At 40.9% G+C, this 24,426-nt stretch carries 11 protein-coding genes; 9 read left to right on the top strand and 2 right to left on the bottom strand.

Annotated elements, in window-relative coordinates:
* Window positions 1–259: 259 nt before the first annotated feature.
* Both sbcD and GQR87_RS18310 read left to right on the top strand, forming a co-directional pair.
* Entirely contained in the window at window positions 260–1,510 is a 1,251-nt protein-coding gene (sbcD, locus tag GQR87_RS18315) for an exonuclease subunit SbcD (RefSeq protein WP_158971860.1), read from the top strand.
* A complete protein-coding gene (locus GQR87_RS18310) occupies window positions 1,507–5,187 on the top strand; it encodes an AAA family ATPase (protein WP_158971858.1) in 3,681 nt (1,226 codons plus the stop codon). Before sbcD ends, GQR87_RS18310 begins: the two co-directional genes overlap by 4 nt.
* Before the next feature lie 618 nt (window positions 5,188–5,805).
* Here the strand turns inward: GQR87_RS18310 and GQR87_RS18305 are convergent.
* Window positions 5,806–8,493, bottom strand: a complete 2,688-nt coding sequence (locus GQR87_RS18305) for a hypothetical protein (RefSeq protein WP_158971856.1) — start codon at window positions 8,491–8,493, stop codon at window positions 5,806–5,808.
* Complete coding sequence (locus tag GQR87_RS18300) at window positions 8,490–10,124, bottom strand: lipase family protein (protein WP_158971854.1); 1,635 nt, start codon at window positions 10,122–10,124, stop codon at window positions 8,490–8,492. The genes GQR87_RS18305 and GQR87_RS18300 overlap by 4 nt, the downstream gene beginning before the upstream one ends.
* A 654-nt stretch (window positions 10,125–10,778) precedes the next feature.
* Here GQR87_RS18300 and GQR87_RS18295 point away from each other — a divergent pair.
* The 7 genes from GQR87_RS18295 (at window position 10,779) to GQR87_RS18265 (ending at window position 24,419) form a co-directional block, all read left to right on the top strand.
* Window positions 10,779–12,653, top strand: coding sequence for a sensor histidine kinase (locus GQR87_RS18295; RefSeq protein ID WP_158971852.1), 1,875 nt, complete (start codon window positions 10,779–10,781; stop codon window positions 12,651–12,653).
* Window positions 12,654–13,559: 906 nt separating this feature from the next.
* A complete protein-coding gene (locus GQR87_RS18290) occupies window positions 13,560–17,405 on the top strand; it encodes a TonB-dependent receptor (RefSeq protein ID WP_158971850.1) in 3,846 nt (1,281 codons plus the stop codon).
* A gap of 84 nt (window positions 17,406–17,489) precedes the next feature.
* On the top strand, window positions 17,490–19,355 hold the full coding sequence (locus tag GQR87_RS18285; protein ID WP_158971848.1) for an Ig-like domain-containing protein: 1,866 nt from the start codon (window positions 17,490–17,492) through the stop codon (window positions 19,353–19,355).
* A 75-nt stretch (window positions 19,356–19,430) separates the two neighbouring features.
* Window positions 19,431–20,156, top strand: a complete 726-nt coding sequence (locus tag GQR87_RS18280) for a hypothetical protein (protein WP_158971846.1) — start codon at window positions 19,431–19,433, stop codon at window positions 20,154–20,156.
* 188 nt (window positions 20,157–20,344) lie between these two features.
* The gene (locus GQR87_RS18275) at window positions 20,345–21,496 is read left to right on the top strand and encodes a mandelate racemase/muconate lactonizing enzyme family protein (RefSeq protein WP_158971845.1); all 1,152 of its coding nucleotides are present in this window, start codon (window positions 20,345–20,347) and stop codon (window positions 21,494–21,496) included.
* On the top strand, window positions 21,496–22,929 hold the full coding sequence (locus GQR87_RS18270; RefSeq protein WP_158971843.1) for an aldehyde dehydrogenase: 1,434 nt from the start codon (window positions 21,496–21,498) through the stop codon (window positions 22,927–22,929). The genes GQR87_RS18275 and GQR87_RS18270 overlap by 1 nt, the downstream gene beginning before the upstream one ends.
* Before the next feature lie 8 nt (window positions 22,930–22,937).
* Entirely contained in the window at window positions 22,938–24,419 is a 1,482-nt protein-coding gene (locus GQR87_RS18265; RefSeq protein ID WP_370459614.1) for a sulfatase, read from the top strand.
* Window positions 24,420–24,426: the final 7 nt, after the last annotated feature.

The raw sequence follows: 24,426 nt of genomic DNA, 5'->3' as shown, positions 1-24,426 counted from the left end.
CGGCTGAGTTAAGGCTGCGGATTATAACGAGCCCCCCAATATATGCAAAGGCAATAGGAGTATAGGTAATACCTCTTGATAACAAGTTAAGCTTGTTGAGCAAAAAGTTAAACCGAAACTTTACTTTAATGCACGCTATTTATGCGGTTAATTTCGATAATTGTCAGTGGCATGAGTATAATGCTGAGCATTATTTGTTGCATACAGTGAGTTACCCACTTAAGAGGTAGCTGACGCTTGAGGATTTGGAAAATACACAATGAAGATACTGCATACCTCTGACTGGCATTTGGGCCAAAGTTTCTTCACTAAAAGCCGCAAGGATGAACACCAAGGGTTTATTGATTGGTTGTTACAGCAGGTTGCAAACGAGCAAATAGACGCGGTGATTATCGCTGGCGATATTTTTGATACTGGCACACCGCCTAGTTACTCCCGAGAAATGTATAACCAGTTTGTGGTGGATATGCAAAAGCTCAACTGTGTATTGGTGGTGCTGGGCGGCAATCACGACTCAGTGTCTACGCTAAACGAATCGAAACAAATCCTCGCTTGTTTGAATACTTTTGTGGTGGCTAGTACTGGTATCTCTATTGATGAGCAAGTGTTTACTATTCCCGACAAACAAGGTCAACCGGCCGCTATTTTATGTGCCGTGCCTTTTATTCGCGCCCGCGATGTACTGCAAAGTGTTGCAGGTGAAACCGGATTACAAAAACGCCAAGCGTTAGGCGAAGCCATCAAACAGCATTATCAAACACTTTACCAAATAGCCTTAACTAAGAAACAAGACAGCGGGCTAGATTTACCTATCATTGCCACTGGCCATTTGACCGCGCTAGGGGTGAGCCAATCTGAGAGTGTACGTGATATTTACATAGGCACTTTAGACGGCTTTGCTGCTGACGGGTTCCCCCCTGCTGACTACATTGCCTTAGGGCATATCCATAAACCGCAAATAGTAGCCAAGTCTGAACATATTCGTTATTGCGGCTCACCAATCCCTTTGAGTTTTGATGAACTTGGTAAAGCTAAACAAGTAATGCTGGTGGAATTTGACGGAGCACGGCGTACAAGTTTACAACCACTTGAAGTGCCAATATTTCAGCCTATGCAAGTAATAAAAGGCGACTTAGCGGCAATAGAAGCCGCGTTACAGGCATTTAAACATCAGCCTTTAAAAACTAACCCGGCAGATTTACCTTGTTGGTTATGCCTAGAAGTTGACAGCCAAGACTATTTGTCTGACTTGCAGCAGCGTATTCAAAGCATGATCGAAGGGGCAAATGTAGAGGTGTTGCAACTAAGGCGTTCGCGCAATGAGCGCAGGCAATTGCTTAGCCAAATGCAAAGTGAAACTCTAGCTGAGTTAACTCCCGAAGATGTATTCGCAAAACGTTTGGCCATGGAAACATTTGAAACCGATGAACAACAGCAGACCCTGCAACAAGTGCGACAGCGCTTTAGTCAAATATTGTCAGTGGTAGAGCATCAGGAGACTGATGCATGAAAATTTTAAGCATACGATTAAAAAACCTTAATTCACTTAAAGGTGAATGGAAAATTGACTTTACTCAAACACCTTTTGCCGAAAACGGCTTGTTTGCCATCACCGGGCCAACCGGCGCAGGTAAAACCACTTTGCTTGATGCCATTTGTTTAGCCCTTTATCATCAAACCCCAAGGCTAGGGCAAATCACTAACTCCAGTAACGAAATTATGACTCGGGGCACTACCGAGTGTTTATCCGAGGTGGAATTTGAAGTAAAAGGCACAGCTTATCGTGCTTTTTGGAGCATGCGCCGCTCGCGAGGTAAGGTAGAAGGTAACTTACAACCGGCGGATGCTGAACTAGCCGAAGTGGCCACAGGTAAAGTGTTAGCTACGCAAATTAGGCAAAAAAGTGACGAAATAGAAAAACTCACTGGCCTAGACTTTGGCCGTTTTACTAAGTCTATGATGTTATCCCAAGGAAATTTTGCCGCCTTTTTGAATGCCGACGAAAATAAAAGGGCGGAGCTACTCGAAGAGCTGACCGGCACCGAAATCTATGGACAGATTTCAGTAAAGGTGCATGAACACCATAGCCTCGCTAAACAAAAGTTAAATGAATTACAAGTGGGGGCGAATACCTTTCAGTTATTGTCAGCGGAGCAAAAACAAGGCTTACAAATAGAACTAACACAACTACAAGACCAGCAAACTGCAATCGAGCAGCAAATTAAAAGTAATGAAAGTCACTTAAGCTGGTGGGATAAACGCACTAGTGCACAAAAAAATCTACAAGAAGCCAGTGTCTTAAATAGCGATGCGCAACAAGCTATTGCTGATGCTAAAGTCAAGTTAAGTTTGCTTGAAAAAAGCGAACCAGCTGAACGCATTCGCCCCAATTGGCAACGGCTAGTTGAGGGAACAGAGCAACAAACTAAAACGAATGCACAATTGGCTGCCCAACAAGCAACAAAAGCAAAGTTGCAGATAGAGTTAACCAGCGCAACCGACAAGTTATCGCTGGCCGAGCAATCATTAAAAAACAGCAAACAGGCTCAGCAAAGCCAAGAGCAATTGATCACTGAGCAAGTACAACCTTTAGATAGTCAGATAACCAACTTGTCTGAAAAACTTAAAGATAAACAACAATTCACTGGCCAATTGCAGCAACAACAGCAGCAACTGGCCTATAACCAACAGTTATTAACCACTGAGTTAACAGGCTTAAATGAGCAGCACAGCCTTGCTCAAAGTTATTTAACTGAACATCAAGCAGACAATGCTGTAGGTGAACAACTTAGTGGTTGGAATGCCTCACTACAACAACTTGATCGAGACACTCAAACTGCCCAAACACTACAACAACAAACTCATGACATAGATAGCCAGCTCAATGAAAGCAATAAGATTAAACAACAATTACAACAACAATGGCAAAACCTGTCGGCAGGTTTAAAGCAGCAACAGGCCGGGTTGGCAGAAAAAGAAACTCAGTATCAAAGCTTAACCCAAGCGTCAGACATTACGACCCTTGAAAACCAAGCCGCACATATTAATAGCCTTTGGCCTGAGTTACATAAAGCCCAAGATATTCAACGTCGATATTGTCAATTAGAAAAAGACAAAACAGTTTGCCAGAATGAATTACTCACTAGCCAACAACAAGTAGACCAGCTCACTACCCAGCGCAATACCTTAGTGCAAAAATACCAAGAGCAAGAACAAGTCTGTAAAGATCTACAGCAACTAGTTAGCCAAGAAGAGCAGTTAGCGCAATATCGCCAGTTACTTAAAGCAGATGACGAATGCCCCTTGTGTGGTGCCACAGAGCATCCTAAATTATCGGCAATGGCGATAGATATCCCCGATACCGTGAACCGAAAACAACAAGCTGAAACTCTGTTGGCTCAATTAGAACAAGACGGTAAAGCTATTCGCGAAAAGTTAGATTCATTTAAAGTAAGAGCAGTAGAATTACAAGCTCGCCTAGTTGATTTAGGCGCGCTCGAAACTGAGTTAACCAGCCAATGGCAGCAGAGCGCAGCAACACTGCAGCTAACCTTTGCGATTAACGATCAGCCTAGCTTACAAAATGTTGAAGTGGCGCTTAAAAACCAGTTAGACCAGGTATCCAATCAACTAAAACAACTTCAGCAAGTAGATAAAGAGCGCCAAGCCAACCAAGAAGCATTAAACCTTACCCAACGCGACACTGACAAGCTCAGCGGTGAACTTAAGCTACTGGAACACAACTTACTGTCGTTGCAAAAAAGTAGCCAAAAAACCAGTCAAGAATACGCAGCACTTATTGAGTCTATTGATAAAAATCGCACAGCATTATTCACGAGTATTATGTCTTTGGGCTACATAGCGCCGCCAACGAGTGAGCTGCAACAATGGCTACAAAATAAACGTCAAGACGTGCAAAGTTACCAAGAAAAACTCCGTAAAAAAGAACAACTAAGCCAACAAATAGCGGTTAAAAGTGCTGAAAATTCAGCAAACAAGCAGCAATTAAATAGTCTAGTAACGCAACTCTCAGCCGTTCAGTTAGAAGCAGCGACGCTACAACAGCAATTTGATGCAGCTACTATGCAGCGCCAGCAATTATTTGGCGAGCAGACAGTGGCACTGGCGAGAGAAAAGGCCAACACTGAGTTACACCATAGCGAACAAACCCTGCAGTTAGCTATTAGCACACACAAACAAATCGCGCAGCAAGATAGCGAATTATTAGCTGCTATTAAGGCGATAAGCCAACAACAAGCTGAGCTAGACATTTCAATTAACACTCTTACAGACAAATGGCAGGCGTTACTCATTAACAGCCCATTTGTTAATCAAGCCGAATTTGAAATAGCGTTGCTGCCCGAAGAGCAGCGCAGCCAGCTAATCAGCTTAAAACAAAGCTTAGATAGCCAATTACAGCGCGCTACCACTTTGTTAGAGCAGTCTAGTGCCCAGATCGAAGAGCTTAATGCTATCGATGAAGCTGCTCTATGGCAACAAACCCCACAAGATGAAGTGAAGCTGTTATTGCAGCAACAACAAACTGAAAAAGACCTGTTTGTAGAACGCAAAGGGGGGATTAGCAGCCAATTAGCCGCAGACCAAAACGAGACATCACGGCAACAAGCGCTACTCGAGCAAATAGAACAACAAAAACAAGATTACGATGAGCTAAGTTACTTACACGGTTTAATTGGTTCTGCCAGCGGCGACAAATTTCGCCGCTTTGCCCAAGGTTTAACTTTAGACAATTTAGTGTATTTGGCTAACAAACAACTCGACCGCATCCATGGCCGTTATTTGCTTAAACGTAAAGAAGAACAAGGGTTAGCCCTTACCGTACTTGATACTTGGCAAGGCGATGTAGAGCGTGATACCAAAACCTTATCGGGTGGTGAAAGTTTCTTGGTTAGCCTTGCACTGGCTTTAGCCTTATCTGATTTGGTCAGCCATAAAACCAGTATTGATTCGTTATTTTTAGATGAAGGGTTTGGCACTTTAGATGCCGAGACTTTGGATATCGCTTTAGATGCGCTGGATAACCTAAATGCATCGGGCAAGATGATTGGGGTGATCAGTCATATTGAGGCGATGAAGGAGCGAATACCAACGCAGTTAAGAGTGACTAAGAAGAGTGGCTTGGGGGTGAGTGAATTGGATCCGGTGTTTGCCGTGAAAGTAGAATGAAGAAGAGTCGAACAGACTTAGCAGAGTAGGGCAGTTTAAAAAGATAAAACCAAAAACTAAAAAATTGAACCACAGAGGACACAGAGAACAAGGAGGGGAAAAAATAAAAGCAGTAGATAGATGTTAGTAGACAGTTCAAAGCCTTATCTGGCCTCAAATTTCGTCATCCCTGTATGTTCTTAGCAGTAATCCAGAATGGCAGAACACTGCAGACTTAGCAGTAAATAGTAAAACAGCAAAAAATATTAGCTTATAGACAAGAACATCTACCGACATCAAAGCCCGTCATTCCGGTGTGCTTTTAAGCCGGAATCCATTCCTTTAATAGCAAAAACAAAAAAAATCTCACAGAGTTGCACTGATACTAAAATGTGGCTTTGCCGAAAAGACTAGGTGTAACCGTTATTGATATGACATGTAATACATTGATTCTATGGATATCTAACCGCTTCGTTACAGTGGGATATCTCTATATATTCTCAGGATGATTTAACTTTGTTCAGACCCTGATATCTAAGAATTTAAAAGGAAACGGGATAGTTAGAGCTGAACAATTAAATAAATTATATTAAATGCTTAAGTAAAGCAAACAGATAAATCGACTATAAATTACCAATGCTAGCGCATAATTATTTGCATTGTTTTTTGTAACACATTAGATTTTACTGGTGCTGCAGGATAGTTTTCATTATTGCAGCCTAAACCTTCCCGTTGAATATCATACTGTAATATTTGCTCTTTTGATGCACTACTCGAACGTACTTTTAACAGCCCACACATACCCGTTGAAATAGGGCCTTTAAATAGTTTGTTAAATACCACTGAGCGTAATCTTGTATCTTGCCAGATCCGAAAGCCACCCAGAGCATCATTTGGTTTAATGTCGATGCGAGAACTAAATTGTTCGGAACTTGAACAGTCTTTGCTCTTTTCCGAAGCTTCTATATTTAAATCTCTCACGTTTGGGTAGTTATTTTTTTGAGGGTAACCAAAGCGTCGACATGCTTTTTCTGTCGCACGGGGTTTGATCGTTTTAACCCCTGTATGTAAATCTCGTGGCAGCATTGGCGCAACTGATAGCCATTGATGATTGCCGTCAATACTACGAATAGCTCCAATTAACACATCTCCAGCGGGTTGACCTGCCACGTAGGGGTCACCACGCCAAGCTTTATTCACGCGCGTTGAATCATATAGATTCTTTCGTCTTGTTTTTTTCTTAATTAGCCCGTTTAATTGATTGCTTGTTAATAAACTTAATTTTGAGAGTGTTACGGCGTTACGTATAGGGGTGAATTTGAACATGCTCTGATAACTATTTTTATGTCCTTCTTTGGGTATCTTTAAGCCGTCTTTAATAAGGATCTCCAACAGTTCATTATTTTCTGCATTGAAGGTGAGTAACTGTTTTTCAGAATTATCTTTGCTATACAGTGTGGTAAGTTCATCCTGAGTGATATCGTGATCCCACAGGCGAGCAAAAAAATCAGCGCTTGACGGTACCACCTCGCCTTTGTCCAGTTTGGGTAGTGCCTTGCGTATAAGTTCGCCGATAAGAGGTAAGTGATGAACCATTTGATCGTGTATTTGCTCGTCAAATTCAATGATTGTTTTTCTTAATGGGGTAGGCAGAAGAACATTCTGTTTAAGCGTGGTTAATGTTTGATTGAAGTCGCTATATTTTATTAAACCTGAGTGACATGCTTGCGATATGAACTGTGTATTGATTGATGTCGGTGCAAAAGCGGGTATCCAGCAGCTGGCCCAGTGCGTTAATGCTTCAGGTGCACTGCTGCCTACTTCAAAGCGATTAGTTTGTGGGCGTAATAGTGAGCGTCCGACCTCTTCATATGCGGCTATATAGGCATCGACGCCGTTTTCAATGTTTCTTTGCCATGTTTTTGAGGCGTCGTCTAATTGCTTTAAGCTGATGTCGCGAGCTTGAGTAAGTGTGGCCAGTGTTTGCTTTTGTAAGTTAAACTCGGTAAGTGCTTTTGTTGCTTTGTTTATGGCAGTGTCACGTTTAGATTTTTGAGATTGATATATCGTATTCATGACATTAAATGCTGTTGTCGCGGTAAGCTTTTGATTACGTGCATGATTTAAATTCGTTTGCATGTGCGCAGGCAGCAAAGCAATAACATGGTTGAGCACACCGTTAGCTTGCGCTAGGGCGTATTTAATAGCGGGGGCAGATGCAATATAAGCCATTACGTTATCTGTGTGCTTCGCCAAATCCGCCGCAGCGTTTTGCATATCTGTTTCAGCCGTTTTCATGTTGCTGTAGGCCGTTGTAAAAATTTTTACGGCTGATTTTTTTGATGCTTCTGCCGTTCGCCAAAGTGCTTCAGCATCGTCAACAAGCTTGATGCTTCGATTCATACTTATGTTTAGTTGTTTTTTAATCGGTTCTAAGTTTCGTTGACTGTTTTTAGCGGTTTCCCAGAAAGCCCACATTGCCCAAATATGTAAAGCACCTGCTGAGCGTGCGTGCTGCCAAGCTGTTTTTTCATTTAATATTAAAGTATTGCGTACAAATTCTTTGGGGGCGCCAAAATCGGCAAACCACATTAGACTTTCTTGATGTGTAGGTTTTCGATTGAAGCGTGAATTAAACATCTCATAATGCTGTGGGTGTAAATTATTCCAGTATCCTTCTAGACCTGCATGCCGGGCTGCGATGGCTTGGTTTTCTGACAAAGAAAATAAGTCACCTGTTATTACATTTACGTAACTGTGTGCCCAAGTATCCATGGCGGCATGCAGTAGATAGCCATAAGCAAAGGCGATCTCCTTTGATGGCTGACCTCTAGGTGTCACCGCGTAAGCTTGCGTGCGCACATGACGTAACCAGTCATCGGTTTGCCATCCCCATTTGTCGCCCGTTAATTTAAGGCCGGTGAGGCGCATAATTTCAGTCAGTTCTTTGGGCAGGCTGGCGCACTCTTTTTTTGCATCATCTGTACAGTTAATTTCTTGGCCAAGTGAATTTAATTGCGCAAAGGGCAGGCCTGGGTGGGTTGTCATTTGTCCTGCCACTAAATCAGGGTATAGGTCTGGCCCTAGTGTGCCAAAAATGAAGATGTTCTTATGCTTTTTTATCGACTCTGCCAGTTGCCAATTTACTTCTATGCTATCGAATTCATTGTCGTTTATATCTATAAATTGTAATTCTCCATCGTCTATTACATCTTGAGCAATATGTTCAGCAAGCCAAATATGGGTGCCAATTTTAAATGCGTAAGTGGGCATAGATAAAAATAAGAACACAATGAAGTATGCGTGTCTTATAGCTAAGGTTTTCATTGGCGAATACCTCCTTGTATTTGTATGGCATTACGGCGGCGAATTTGTATGGGCTTGCGACTAGGCATTTCAACGGGGATAGTGTTAATTATTGGTTCGTCTTTGGGTTCGCCATCACATTCTTGTACAGGGTAGCCATTGCTGTCATTTAAAAACCATTGTGTGTAATTGTATGTGCCGTCATGCCAGTTGATTTGTGATTTTCGCCGGTTTGACTTTCCATCTAGGCACCACACTTGCTTTTGGTAGTCAGGTTTTATGTCCGTACCTGAGACTAAATCAACAGTACGATCTTTAAAATAATTATAAAGAAAAGCCACGTAAAAATTACCATTATGGAAATGCCATTCTCTCGCTAGTTCGGATGCAGAGAAAGTGAGTGGTAAAGGATTACCTTGATCTTCACGTATGTTTAAATATTTTTCGAGATCCGTATTGCTACTGTTGTATTCTCGAGGAGTATGATTTTTATTTAAATAAATTAAAACGTCCGCACTATAGTGCTGAGGTGAAAAGCTTAAATGGTTGGTGAGTGTTGGGTAGTCAGGCACAGGGTCTCGATAATTAATTACAGAATAAACGTTTAAATTGTCATCAATATCGTCCATAAGTTCAGCGTCGCCTATTTTAGGTGACGCATAGGTGTAGGCTGCTTGGATTTTATAGCCCTCGTGTTTCATCTTATATGCAAGTACGGTTGCAGTGGCAGCACCTAAACTATGGCCAGTAACAAATATTTTTTTATTTTTTGCATTCATATCTTTAAGGGTATTGCCTATCAGTGGCATTAAAGATGTAACGACTGCCATATAACCACTGTGCACTCTTCCCTTTGCACCTGTAATTAAGGTCATGGCAGGCAATGGCGCGCTTGGCCCATTTGCTAGAAGATCGGTAATAGAGTTAATTAATGCGTTGTCATTATTGCCTTCGGTTGCATCAATGAACATTTGAGTACCACGCACACTAATAAGTACCCAGTCATTCATTTCTGCAATAATCAAATTTCCACCAGCGATACTGTTAACAAAATACACTTCGTTGAATCCCCAGTGTTTATATTGCTCTGTTGCTGCACAGCGATATTGTGATTCTGTGGTTGGGTATCGTCCATTAAAATTGAATTGTTGGTAATAGGTTTTATTTGCCGCTTGCATAGCAAGGTAATTGTTCATGTGACTGAAGGAGGCTGTGGGCGTAAAGTTTTTAAACTTACCTATGCTGCCCGAATAGGCATTACCGTAACCTTGATTTGAGCATGCTTGCGCGGCACCATATTCACCGGAAAAATTACTTAATTCGGTAATGACCCTTTCCCAGAGAGAGTCAACCGATGATGCAACTAGAGCGGCTGCAATTTGTGCTGGGGTGCGCTTGGCAGATTGCGTATTTAGGCAGCGTATTGTTTGCAAATCGACAAGGCCATAGAATATTTCACCAGGGTTAACACGATGCCATACTGGGCTTGAGTTGCCTCCTTGAACTTTAATCAGGGCGTCACGTATGCCTATATTCGTCACCCTTCGAGTATGACTTGTTACTTCGATTTTTTCTGTACTTTCGTTAATGATTGATATTTCTATTTCAAGCTGAATGCTTAAAGGTTGGGGTTTGTATGCTATTTCTAGCATGCACTGCCCAGCGAAGCTATTAAAGCTTCCTAGAAAAAAAATTAGGGATAGTAACGGTCTTTTATATAATTTCATTATTTCTTCCTTTAAGTAAAAAATCATAAATTTCGGTTGTCATATATGGGCTAAACGTGAATAACGTTTAAATACTCATGGCTTTTTAAAGCAAGCCCAGATTTTTACTTCATAAATGGCTTCTGTTTGGCTGTTAACTTGCACTTTGTCGTAGATGTTTTGATGTCAGCGCTTCCGGTAGATTTATTCCAGTTAGCGTCAATGTATCTGAAGAATGATATTTTTAAATCCCCAATATTTGGTATGTGGGAGATTTTTAAGCGTTAATACAGACCTACATAACCTGAATACTGGATAAGCCGAACCTCTCGATAACGCTCTTTTTGTGCCTAGCTGCGTTGGATTGCCTAGCAATAACACGTTATTACGTACCACAATCCGCCTTGCTATCCACAAAAATTTCGTCACCGAGTAAGCATTCATGTGAGGTGAATTGGGTGAATGTTATTAAGTTATTGAATTGTAATAATAAATTAAGATTGGACGATACTTCTTATCCAGAACTCAGGTTACATATATTATTGTCACAATATTTAGTAATCTTAGCTAAACTATTCCATTTAAACATTAAGGGCAGTGATGATTATTTCAAAGCGTTACTTAATGCTTATAGTTATCTTTGTATATTGGCTGCTAATGAACGCAGCTACTTTACATATGCCGATACAGTTTTTTGATAATATTGCGGTGCCTTCTATTGTTGAGGCTGAATATACAGTGTCTTCGGCAATTACTTTGGATGAGCTTAGTGGCGTATCTTGGCAGCAGGTAAGCTTACCTGACGACTGGTTATCGCGTAAGTCGGACGATTCTGATATTTGGTATAAATTACGTTTTAATGTGAGTCAAAGCAGCTTAAAGAATTTCTCATGGGCAGCCTATTTAAGTTCCGTTACTCATACCGCGGCTGTTTTTGTTAACGGTATTTGGGTTGGACAGAGTGGTAGATTCACTCCGAATGTATCTCGTTATCATAATCAACCGTTAATGTTTGAATTCGCTAATAATATACTCGTACCAGGTGACAATGAGTTACTGATTCATGTCAGGTCTGCATATAAGAATTACGGTTTACTTAGTGGGGTGTATGTGGCGCCGTCATATATATTGAAGCCTGCTTATAATTTAAAATATTTGGTGCGTGTAGGCTTTGTTCAGTGGTTTACTGCAATTATGCTTTTTGTAGCTGTCGTTTTGTTGGTGTTTTATTGTGCGAGACCACAAGACACGCTTTATGGTATTTTTGCTTTTGAAATTATTTTTTGGTCGTTACATAATTTAAATCTTCTGGTGAATAATATTCCTGTATCGGTAAGGCTTTGGGAAGCGTTTACCATGAGCACTCTAGTGTGGGCAGTGGCACTTATGATATTTTTTAATCATAGGTATATAGGTGTTGAGAACAAAAAGGTAGAGCGCCTTACTTTATTTGTGTCGCTCCTTGGTTTTGTTATGTTCTTCTTGCCTAATGTTGAGATGATTTTTCTTGTTGGATATACCTTTTCTGACATCTGTTTGTTTGCCCTTGGAACATACACTCTTGTGTTTTTACTGACACAGTACTGGCGAAATCCAAATGTCGATATCGCGCTTATGTTATTTGTGGGTACACCGATTATGGTATTTGGCTTGCACGATATTTTGTTGGTAAATAATTTTATACCTCGCACAGATGGGTTGATCATGCAATACAGCGCCTTTCCTTCACTATTGCTTTTTAGCTGGTTTTTAATAAAACGATTTGTTAATTCATTGAATGCCGCTGAAGATTTGACAATTAACTTGGAGAGAAAAGTTAAAATAAAAGAAAATGAGTTAATAGTACAGTTTCAACAAGTTAAAGTTTTAGAGCAAAAACACCTTTTAAGCGAAGAGCGTGAACGTATTATGCGTGACATGCATGATGGTATCGGTGGTCAGTTAGTTTCTGTTGTCGCGACATTAAGTGGTAGTAAAAACAAAGAACTCATTCAGGTTAGAGAGAAAATAAAGCAAAGCCTTACCGATTTAAGGATGGTGATTGACTCATTAGACCCTGAGTTCAATAACCTTGCTACACTTTTGGCAACATTAAGAGCTAGCCTACAAGAAAATCTTCACAATGCCAGTATCAAACTTAACTGGGATATGAATACAATCCCCGAGGTTAAATCAACCACACCTAGTAAAAATATTCATATATTACGTATTGTTCAAGAATGTATTACAAACGCGATTAAGCACGCAAAATGTAGCGAGTTAACACTGCGGGTTTTTAGCAAACGCCTAGTTGATAATAACTATTTAATTATTATTGAGATTGAAGACAACGGTTGTGGGTTTATTGTTAACGAGCTTGAAAAAAATGGAGCTCGTGGCCTTAAAAACTTAAAGTACCGTGCCCAAGAAATTAATTCCAGTCTAATGTTTGAAAGCACTTCTAAGGGGACAAAAATCCGGTTGGAAATCAGATAGGGGGTTAATTGGCATAGTAGCAATGGCTAGAGCCAGATGGGTTACTATTGCGGATAGTTTATCCAACACAACCAATAGAAAAACATTTTAGCGAATAAAAACCGGAGCACGCTGTTAGGAATCACAAACTTAAATGTTTGCTAAAAAGCGATCCGATTTTATCGCACTGCTTACATCGGCTGACTTATGGGTGATCCCGATAGATAAATCTTGTTATTGAGTTAACCTGAATACTGGATAAGCCAGAACCTCTCTATAACGCTATTTTGTGCCTAGCGGCGTTGGATTGTCTAGTAATAACACGTTATTAAGTAAGACAATCCGCCTTGCTATACACGAAAAATTTCGTCACTGAGTATGGACTCAGCTTGAACGATACTTTTTATCCAGAACTCAGGTTAACTAGATTTTCAATCTACATTCTGTAATTTTATCTGCTTTATTTTACCCAATTCTGTATGACTCATTGTCTTTCTGCCTTTTTCTCTACCTGTAAAATCTTCGATTTTAGGTAATAATTTCTTAGATCCTGAATTATTTATATTTTAAAGGTGACATTTAAATACATCTTTTTTGTCGCTGTTATTTTTATAGATGCTTATTTTTAGTGTTCTTCAAGCCTGTTTTGTAGGTGGTTTTTTCAATTCAAACAAATGTTAACCTGCTGTTATAAAAACATTGTAAGTTCAAAGGTCATATGTTTATATAGATTTAATTAATCGGAAGGTTGCTTTTTTGATTTTAGTGATAACAAAAATAAATGCACTAAAAGGAAGAAATCATCAGTTTTCCTATTATTTAAAGTTAGACAAGTAGGGATCCTTACATCGTCACTGCCAAAGTATAGGTATCCGGTGTTAGCTGTTCTGAATACTAAAATAATTGATATGAACGTGGAGAGACCACATGAAGTACAACTTTAAACTAAATGCAATATCAGCTGGTGTGATTGCGTCATTTTTGGCATTACCATTAATGGCTCAAGAAGCTGAAGTACCAAACACACAAGATTCAGATGAAATAGAAGTCATCGAAGTTTCTGGCTTCAAAACCAGTTTACAAAAAGCAATTAACGCTAAACGTTTTGCTGAATCGGTGTCAGACTCAATACATGCTGAAGACGTGGGTAAGTCAACAGATCAAAACATTGCTGATGCACTATCTCGTGTAACAGGTATTTCTGTACAAGAATCAGATGGTGAAGGTACACGTATCTCTATTCGCGGTACTAACCCTGCAATGAACCAAATTTCAATGAATGGTGTTGCTTTGACGGGGGGGCTTAGCAGCGATTCAGGTTCTCAAGATAATAGTGTTGATTTAAGTACTTTCTCAGCTGATATGCTGTCTTCTATTGATGTAGTTAAAACTGCAGCAGCTGATCAAGATGAGGGGTCACTGGGCGGTAGCGTTCGTTTGAGTTCTGTGAAACCGCTTACACTCAATTCGAATAGACGTTCTTTAACTGTGGAACAGCGTTTCAATGAATTTTCTGATGAGAAAGATCACCGTTTAGTTGGAAGCTTTTCACACAAATTTTTCGATGATTCATTTGGTTTCATTGTTACTGCGTCTCATGATAATCAAAAAACTCGTTCAGACCGAATCAACACTGACTTTACAAACGGGGCTTGGCAGTTTGATGACTGGGGGTCAGGTTCTCGTAATGCGACAGACTTGAATGGCAACCAAATTCGTATTGCGCCTTTCCAACGTATTGGAGCAGGGACAACGGGTGATGTATTCGACCAAAACGGTAACCCAGTGACTTATTTAGACGAATCTGGTGCACTCATTGGCGACCTTGCAAACCAGGTTATTTATGATGGAAATGGCAAAGCGCTGCATGATATTCCAGCAGGTTTAGATCCTGAAAATATGCCAGAAGGTCAAGTATTACACTATGGTGATTTATGGGCCGGAGCTCGTGATTTTATTGCGTTTAACTTAAATACCAATGAACGTAAACGGACATCAATTAGTACTGGTTTTCAGTGGCGCCCAACCAATACTTTAGATATTCAACTTGATATTACTAAAACACAACAAGACTTATATACCGACAATCAAGGTTTGCGTTTAAACCTGGGTGACATTTCTTCATTAGTACCAGAAACCGATGAACACGTCATTGACTTGTCGACTAATACAGTTGAAAAGATGACAGGGCGTCGTTTTACCGGCGTTTTTAACCGTGAGTCTGGTCTTAGAGAAATTGATACAGATGTTGTTTCATTAAATGTTGATTATGACATCACCGATAATTTTAGGATGAGTTTGATTGCCGGGTACTCTAAAACAACAGACGAAACACCCCAAGGCGGAGATGATCAATATGTGGTCATGAACACTGCTCAGTGGGGGACTGCGGGTAAAGATGTAGTCATGGGTATGCCAGTGGAAGATTATGAGAAGGTCGGATATGACTGTACTACAGGCAGTTTGGCAGATTGTAGTTACCTAACAGGGTCTACTGTTGGTGTATTTGATGCTTTAGACGGTTCAGCCATTGATGTGCGAAGCCGTTTTAACCCTTACGATTTGCATCATAATCACCTTGGCGCTTTTACTTTCCGAAATAACAAATCATTAGATAAGAACAAATCCTTATTCTTGGACTTTGAATACACACTAGACAATGATTACATCACCTCAATTGAATTCGGTGGTAAATACGCCGAACGTTTAAGAGATATTCAAATCAGTAATGTTCGTATAGAGAATGCGGATGGTATTTCGTCGTCGGATGAAGACGATGGCAGTGTTAATACTGAAGGCGCGAGAGGCTTCGCTGACATCAATGTCATTGACATCTTGTCTGGAGAAGCTTTTCCCTACGACAATTTTGGTGAAGGCATTCAGTCGGATCGCAGTACACCTTTCTTTGAAGGTTGGCCTATGTTGAGTCATGAAAAGGCACTTTCTCTCCTCACTGGTGATAATGCGGGTGACTTTCAACCCCGTGTGGATATTGGTCAAACCCGTAAAATAGAAGTCGACACCAAAGCGGTATACTTAAAAGTGAATTTTGAAGCTTTAGATGGCGCGTTAACAGGTAATATTGGCTTTCGTTACGTTGAAGACGCAAGACAAGCTACGGGGGTAGGGGGCATCAATTACATGCAACAACCGTGGATTGTTGATCCATATGAGTTATTGGTTGAACGTAATTTAACTGATGAAAGTAATCCTGCTTGCCCAGAACCTGTTTGGCAAAACCTAGGCACAAACGGTAATTTGGATTGGCGTAATTCCCCAGCAAATGCTGACCAATTCCAGGATTGTTATGCATGGCAAGTGGCAACCGCATACAACTTCAACAACATGCCTTTGACTCAGTTAAATGGCAACCCTTGGGGGGGAGCAGGTTCCTTTGATGGAACAACCAGTACTTTACCGGCAGATTTATCTGACCCTCAAGCAAACAGAATTGTTTGGATGAATTTTGATGACAATGGCCGTCCAACGACCATAAATAGATCACTTGCAATTGAAGATATGCAAGTTATTGATGCTAGCGGTAATGTTGTTCCAACAGCAGCTAACCAGTGGTTACGTTTTGGTTTCACTAACGCCGGTATTCGCCCTGTTAGCCCCTTTGTTAGTCGTCATACCAGCACATGGACAACAAATGTGGATGGTACGGACTTGTATGATATTCATGGTGACAAAGTATGGCAACGTCAAGGTTTTGTAACGAACACGGCTAAGGTAGATGCTTTATTACCAAGTATTAATATTAACTACGCAGTTAACGACGAATTTATCGTCCGTTTTGCCTCAAGTAAAACGATGACACGACCAAACTATGATTCACTAAACCCACGTACCCAAATCAACGAAGGAGGTCCTTGGGATCCAGCAAACGGAACGGCAGGTAACACAGCCCTAGAGTTCTTGGAGTCGACTAACTTAGATACGTCTTTCGAGTGGTACTTCAGTGCCGATGGTATGTTGTCATTGGCGTTATTCAACAAAGATATGAAAAACTTTGAAGAAAACGTCAGTACGCCATACCACTATAAAGATCGTAAAACGGATTATGAGCTACAAAGCGCAGATTTGTTATTAGAGTTCGATCCTAATCGATTGCCAGATGGCTCTGAAGATGGTTGTCACTCAGAACGTTACCCTGCCGGTTGGGTATCAGAATGGAGTATCCAATGTGATGTCGCCAATATTAACGTTGTGAAAAACGGTAAAGGCTCTAGTGTAACTGGTGCAGAGTTCTCATACACCGATAATTACGATTTCTTACCTGGCTTAGGTGCTAGCATTAACTACACCTACCAAGAATCAAAACGTGATGCTGAAGAAATTGGTACCACTGGCAACTTCCAACAAGGCATAGCTATGCCATTTACCCCTAAACACTCAGGTAACGTCACCGTGTTCTGGGAGAAGGATGCCTATATGGTAAGACTTGCGCACAGGTATAACGGTGTTCAAGTTGTGAATTCAGGGATCCAAGGCGGCGTGATTTGGCAAGATGAAACCAACCGTTTGGATTTAAGCTCAAGTTATAAATTAACTAAGAATATCAGTTTAACCTTTAATGCTATCAACTTAACCGATGATACGCGTCGTCATTTCTACACCTTTGAAAACGCAACCAATGCATTAGATAACAATGATCAGACGGTTGTTCTGGATGAGGGGGATGCACAAAACGAAAGTGTTGTGACCTCTCGCACAGTAGCAGCATTTAAGTCGGGTCGTCAGTACCGCATTGGTATTCGAGGCACGTTCTAATTTAGCTTAAATAGTTACTTTAAGTTAAAGCATTAAATTGAGCAGTGGAAACACTGCTCCTTATTAAAAAATTGGAGAAGTAAGATGAAATACAACTTACTATTAAAAACGGCAGTAGCTGGTGCAGTAATAACAGCACTTAGCGCTTGTTCAGGTGTTGAGAAGGGGTATGACCCTGAAATTAACGCTGCTAACCCTGTAGAGGTTACACAGGGTGAATCTTTCACTGCAACATTAACTGAAGATTCAGGTATACAAAGTGTTAATTTGGTTGATGGTGTTCAAATAGGTGGGGCAAATGCCACTGACTTTGCAGGCACAATCAAAATTACTCAAATGGAGTTTGCTGCAGATCAAAACTTTAGCACCCCAGAAACAGATTCAAATTCAAGTTTAGTATCAAGTGCTAAAATTTCCCCGTTTTGGCTGGGAGAAGATGGACGCACCTTAGTGGTTGATACTGATAAGTTTTCTGAAAGCTTACGTTTTTGCGATAACACAGATTTACGTGGAGGTCCTCAAACGGATGATGGTGCTCCAACACCTGACGGTAACTTAGACTTCCCAAATACTGTGGCCTATACCATTTCCTATGAAATCAATAATGGTTACAACTACGCGCCGGGAACCGAAATCCCCCGTCGTACGTTACAGTTACAAATTAATGCGGCCACAGACCCTGTTACTACTGTTGCCATTGCAGATGTAAGTGTGCCGTCTGGCGGTACAGTAGCCGCTGTTGCGCAAACAGCACCTGTGTATGCTTGCAATAGTGCCATTACTTATTCTGTAGCAGATACCTCTGTGGCGACAGTTGATGCTGATACAGGTTTGGTGACTGGCGTTGCCCGCGGCACAACGACTATCACTGCAACAAGCGTTGATGGTGGTCATAGTGAAACCGCTGACGTAACAGTGACCGCTGGGTTTACTCTTGATATTACAAACGGTGATATTGACGAGTTAGGTGCATTGACAGGTACCAAGTTTATTCCTGAGTGCGTTCGCACGGGACTCGTGGTAGAGCCTACATTGCATATAGAAGGTGAATCATTTACCGGTGATTACACCTACGACTGGCTGTCATCGGATGGTGCCATCGCAGTTGAACATGAAGTATCAAGAGGATTTGGCGGTACAGCTATTTTGGCCCCTGCAAGTGAAGGCGATACTGCAACATTAACAGCGGCATATGGTTCAGGGTACACAGCTGGTGTTGCGGCTGGCGATATTGATGGGAAAACAGTTGATGTCACGGTTGTGAATAATATCGCCTGTGACACTGAAAACCCTGTTGATGCGACACCTTTTGATTTTAGTAATGGTTTCGAAAGTGACACCATGATCAATGGTGTTCACATAAAGGTGAGTGAGGCCAATGGCTCCACTCGTTGGATTCCTACAGGCAGTATGAGCACCGTTTCTCCAGCACTTGGTGAAGGGTTTGGCGGTTCAAATGCAATGAAAATAACTGTTGTTGATGCTAATAATGGCGGGGCAGAAGTGCCTCCCAGTGGTGGTATTGGTACATTATTGCAGCGCTGGAACGCAAGCACTGGCAGCTGGACAGCCAGTAATTTTGGTCAACCTACGTCGATTCGTAAAACCTTTGAATTTTCAGTCTGGGTGAAGTTAAGTTCCTTAGCTGAAGAGGGCCAAGAAAGAACCATCACTAACTTTATGTTTCCATGGAAAACCGCTGATGATGCCACTTATCACAGTATTCCTGAATACAACAGTTGGGGGCGTCGATATGCGCCATTTAATATGCAATTGACTAAAACCTTAGTTAACACTACCGAATGGCAACTCGTCGAATTAGGTGAATATACCATCCCTGAGGATTGGTCTGGGTTGCCTCAGCCTATTAAGTACAACTTCCATTTTGAAGGTGGGTTTGCTAACGGCGATGAAATCTTATTAGAAGATTTAGCTGTAGTTGAAAAATAAGGTTTCCAATATTTGAGCTTGTAATTAAAGGTCTGCAATTGCAGACCTTTTTGTTTTAAAAAAGAGGTAAGTCCAATGAAGTTATTAACGTCCTTTGTTTTTGTCATGGTTGCGGGTCTACTATTGTTTAAACCGGTATTAGCTAATGAGGACAAAATTGTTGAATTTATTGTTCAGGAGCAAATTGGATTTGAAGAAGTACCCGTTATCCAGGTTGAAGTTCAAGTTAGTAAAACTCGTGAGTTACACGTGGCAGTGGTCAATTTGGATGGTTGGAAAACCGTCAAAAAAACACAAAAACGCATTAAACAGTCGGGCAAGTTTCACTTCGAACTTCCCATAGAGAATTTACAGCCAGGAAAATACCGCATCGATGCGTACCTTTCGCCTCGAAGAAAAGGTTGGAAAGATCGGATAACCGAGCCAACACGACGTAATTTATTAGTGCTGAATAAAACGAAAAATCCGAAGAAATCCTTATTCAGCAAACAAGATAAAATAAAAAAAGTGAACTTTCCTAAGCAAGTTGTGGGTTCACAAGCGGTTGAATTGAATATCCACTATGAAGTGACTGAGGCAAGAGACTTACACATTAAGTTGTTAGATAGTAGTAATTGGCAAGAATTTGGAGTGTTAAAATTTACAGTGACTGAAAACGGCCAAATCTCTATACCTTTGAGTAATATGCCGACTGATTTTCCTACGAGTAAGTTTGCTTGGGTGATCTATTTAACTGAAATAAATAAGCTTGAGCCAATTAGCAAAAAACAAGGGAAACATTTTTTGTTAACAGATAACTAAGTGTTAATGTGTTATCTAATTGATTTTTCTTTATAAATATTTGAATCACAGAGATATTTCAGTACTTTCTGTTAATTCAGTGTTATAAAATCATTGTAACTTCAAACATCATATGTTTATATAAATAGCATATAGTGTAAATCTAGATAGGTATCTAGGTCGTACCCATTAATTAGGTCGAATTAATTATGAAAATTGAATGTATTAAAACTCACCATTTACGTTGTCATTTAGACAAGCCTTTTGGTTTTTCTCAATGGTCTTATGATCAACGTAACGTTTTGGCGATAGAAGTGATTGCTGATAATGGTGTATCTGGGTGGGGCGAATGTTATGGCCCGGCAGATGTGATTCAAGCTGCAGTAGAAAAGTTTTACGCACCACGAATTTTAGGTTTAGATGCTTTGTCTACTGATATGATTTGGCATTATATGTGGCGCTCATCATTAGATTTTGCCCGTGGCGGCGTGATGATGGCCGGTATGTCGGGTATCGACATGGCCTTGTGGGATCTCAAAGGTAAAGCTTTAAACATGAGTGTGAGCCAGTTAATGGGCGGTAAATTAAGAGACACAGTACCTTGTTATGCAACAGGTATGTATTACCAAGATTTACCTGAAGATGAGTTACTCCCTGCTTTAGTGGCTGAAGGCGTGAGTTATGCCAATGAAGGCTTCAAAGCAATGAAGATCAAAGTAGGTAAAAATCCTGAGTTTGATGAAAAGTTCATTATTGCTTTACGTCAAGCGTTACCCAATACCATATTGGCGGCTGATTCAAATCATGCTTTTGATTTACCTGAAGCTATTCGTATTGCGAAGGTGTTAGAAGACAACAATTATGCTTGGTTTGAAGAGCCTTTATCACCAGAGCATCCTCACCTGTTTCGTCAATTACACGAAAAAACCAATATTGCTATTGCTACTGGTGAATGTGAACAAACCCGTTACGGTTTTCAAAAGTTAATTCAAGAAGGTGGTGTGCAATTGGTGCAAGCCGACTTAGCCTATTGTGGTGGCCCAAGTGAAGCGTTAAAAATTCGTACTTTAGCCTCAGCTAATGGTTTAAATATGATCCCACATGTTTGGGGCACCCAGTTGAACTTAGCGGCGGCAACACACTTTTTGGCTTCTGGTTATGCTGAGCCGGGCCGAGCTGAAGAGAAAAAGTTATTCCTTGAATACGACAGAACAGAAAACCCGCTGCGAGATAACCTATATTCAGTAGAAGTAGAAGTGAAAAATGGTCATGCAACTGTGCCTACCGGCCCCGGTTTAGGTGTGAAAATTGACTTAAATGCCTTAAAAGAATTTGACGTATGTACAACGGAAACAAAATAATGAATGCAGAATATAAAATGTTGATTAATGGCGAATTAGTCAGTTCAAACAAAACCTTTGCCGTGCTTAATCCTGCCACTGGAAAAGTGTTAGGTCATGCACCAGATATGGATCCAGAGCAAGTGACTGCCGCCTTAGAAGGGGCTGAAGCCGGATTTGATGTATGGTCAAAAATGTCTTTAAACGAGCGTGAAGCTTTGATCATGGACTACTCTGCTTTATTGCAACAAAACAAAGATAAAATTGTTGATTTATTGATCGCCGAAACAGGCAAACCTTTAGATAATGCTGAATACGATTTTGGCATGTTAATTGACTGCTTAAAGTTCTTCATCGAAGAAGCTAAGCGTATTGAGCAGCCGGTAATTGTTGATCCTGATGGTCGTTTTCATCATTACATTCAGCGTCAATCACTTGGTGTGGTCGTGGGTTATTTGGCATGGAATTTCCCATTGTTAAATTTAGGTTACAAATTAGGGCCGTCATTGGCATCTGGTTGTAGCGCCATTATCAAACCTTCGCAAGTTACGCCACTGGCGACCTTGTTATGTGCAGAACTTGCCCATCAAATTGGTTTCCCGGCTGGTGTTATCAATGTGATTTCAAGCGATAACTACGAAGTGACTAACCCTTTGTTGACCAGCAAAATTACTTCTATGTTTACTATGATTGGCTCTACTGCATCTGGTGTGAAATGTATGCAAACCGCTTGTACTAGCGTGAAGCATTTCTCAGTTGAACTGGGTGGCAATGCTCCTGTTATTGTGTATGACGATGCTGACGTGACTAAAGCTGCGCACAACATAGTGGATTTAAAATATGCTAATTCTGGTCAGGTATGTGTGTCACCGAATCGTTGTTTTGTGCATGAGTCTGTGTACGCTGAATTTGTCGCCACAGCAAAAGCTCATGCTCAAGGTTTGACCTTAGGTGTAGGCCGAGCTGAAGGCAGATTGATGGGGCCTTTGAGTAGCGAAAAAGAACGTTCGAGCATTCTCGCCCGAGTAAATGCAGCTGTAGAAAGTGGCGCGAACGTTGTGTTGGGCGGCGGTATTCCTGAGTCTCATCCTGATGGCTTTTTTATGCAACCAACCATATTGTCGAATGTGGATCTAGACATGGAAATCGTCAGCGATGAAATCTTCGGCCCAGTATTGGCTGTTATTCCTTTCTCAGATAAAGACGACATTATTGCTTTGGCTAACGATTGCGATTATGGCCTAAGTGCTTATGTGTATACCACTAACCTTAAACGTGGTTTACAGGCTGCATCTGGGATTCAAGCCGGTAGTGTATGTGTCAACGAAGTACATTATTCGGTGCAATTACCTCATGGTGGGTTGAAGCAAAGTGGTGTGGGTAAAGACTGCTCTAAATATAGTATGAGTGAGTATTTTACCAATAAACGTGTTTCGATTTTAGTTAACGATTAAGCGCGGAAATGATGATGAAGTTATCTTTAAAACTTAAAGTATTACTTGGCTTAACTGTATCAACTTTACTGGCTATGCCATTAGTGAATGCAGAGCAAAAAACGAATAAAAAACCGAATATCGTATTGTTGTTTTCTGATGATGCTGGCTTTGCCGATTTTGGCTTTCAAGGTAGCCAAGTCATGATTACCCCTAACCTCGATAAGCTGGCTTCACAAGGAGTACGTTTTGAGCAAGGTTACGTCTCAGACCCTACTTGTGGGCCTTCACGAGCCGGTTTAATGACCGGTCGTTATCAACAACGATTTGGTTTTGAAGAAAACAATGTGCCTGGTTATATGAGTGAAAACTCCGCCGTTGATGGCCGCGAAATGGGCGTTCCTCTATCAGAGGTGACTATGGGTGAATACCTACAACAACAAGGATATGCCACCGCATTTTATGGTAAATGGCACATAGGTGGCGATGACAAATTTCACCCCACTAAACGCGGTTTTGATGAGTTTTATGGATTTAGAGGTGGGGCTCGTAGCTACTACGCTTATAACAAAGACAAAAAGCCTGCCCATGAATTGGATCGCTTAGAACAAGGTTTTGGTATCTATAAAGAACATCAAGGTTATTTAACTGACGTGTTGGCCGATGAAGCTAATAATTTTATCGAAAGACAAGTCAAACAAGACAAACCCTTTTTCGCATTTATGTCTTTTAATGCTGTGCATACCCCTATGGAAGCTGACCCTGCTGATTTAGCTAAATTTCCGAAGTTAAAAGGGCATCGTAAAACCGTAGCTGCTATGACCTTAGCACTGGATCGAGCGTCTGGAGCAATTATGGATAAACTTACCGAGTTGGGCATTGACGACAATACCATTGTGGTTTTTACAAACGACAATGGTGGCCCAACAGACAAGAATGCTTCTGATAATTACCCTCTTAGTGGTTCAAAATCGAATCATTTAGAAGGTGGGGTGCGTGTGCCATATGTGATCAAGTGGCCAGGTAAAGTACAACCCGGAACTGATTATCCGTATCCTGTTAGTACACTCGATTTGTTACCAACTTTTTTTGCTGCGGCCGGTGGTGATGTAAAACCTTTGACTCATCTAGATGGTGTTGATTTATTGCCTTATTTAAATGGTAGCGAAGAAGGTCGTCCTCACGAATTATTGTATTGGAAAAAAGATGCAAGAGCGGCTATTCGTATGGGTGACTGGAAGTTAATCCGTTTTCCTGACCGCCCCGCTGAGTTGTATAACATTACTAGCGATATTCAAGAAGTTGAAAATATGGCTGCACAAGAGCCAGAGCTAGTGCGTAGCATGTTTAAAACCTTATTTGCTTGGGAGTCGACATTAGAGAGACCTCGTTGGTTATTGAAGCGAAAATTTGAAAATTACGATATTGATCGAATGGATATGTATCGTAAAAAGCCTGCTGATCATAAATCGATTGAAGGCAAGATCTTGTTAAAACCTCAAATACATTAATTCTAAT

This window comes from Paraglaciecola sp. L3A3, from assembly GCF_009796765.1.
Lineage (GTDB): Bacteria > Pseudomonadota > Gammaproteobacteria > Enterobacterales > Alteromonadaceae > Paraglaciecola.
This window is presented reverse-complemented; position numbering and strand designations above follow the sequence as displayed.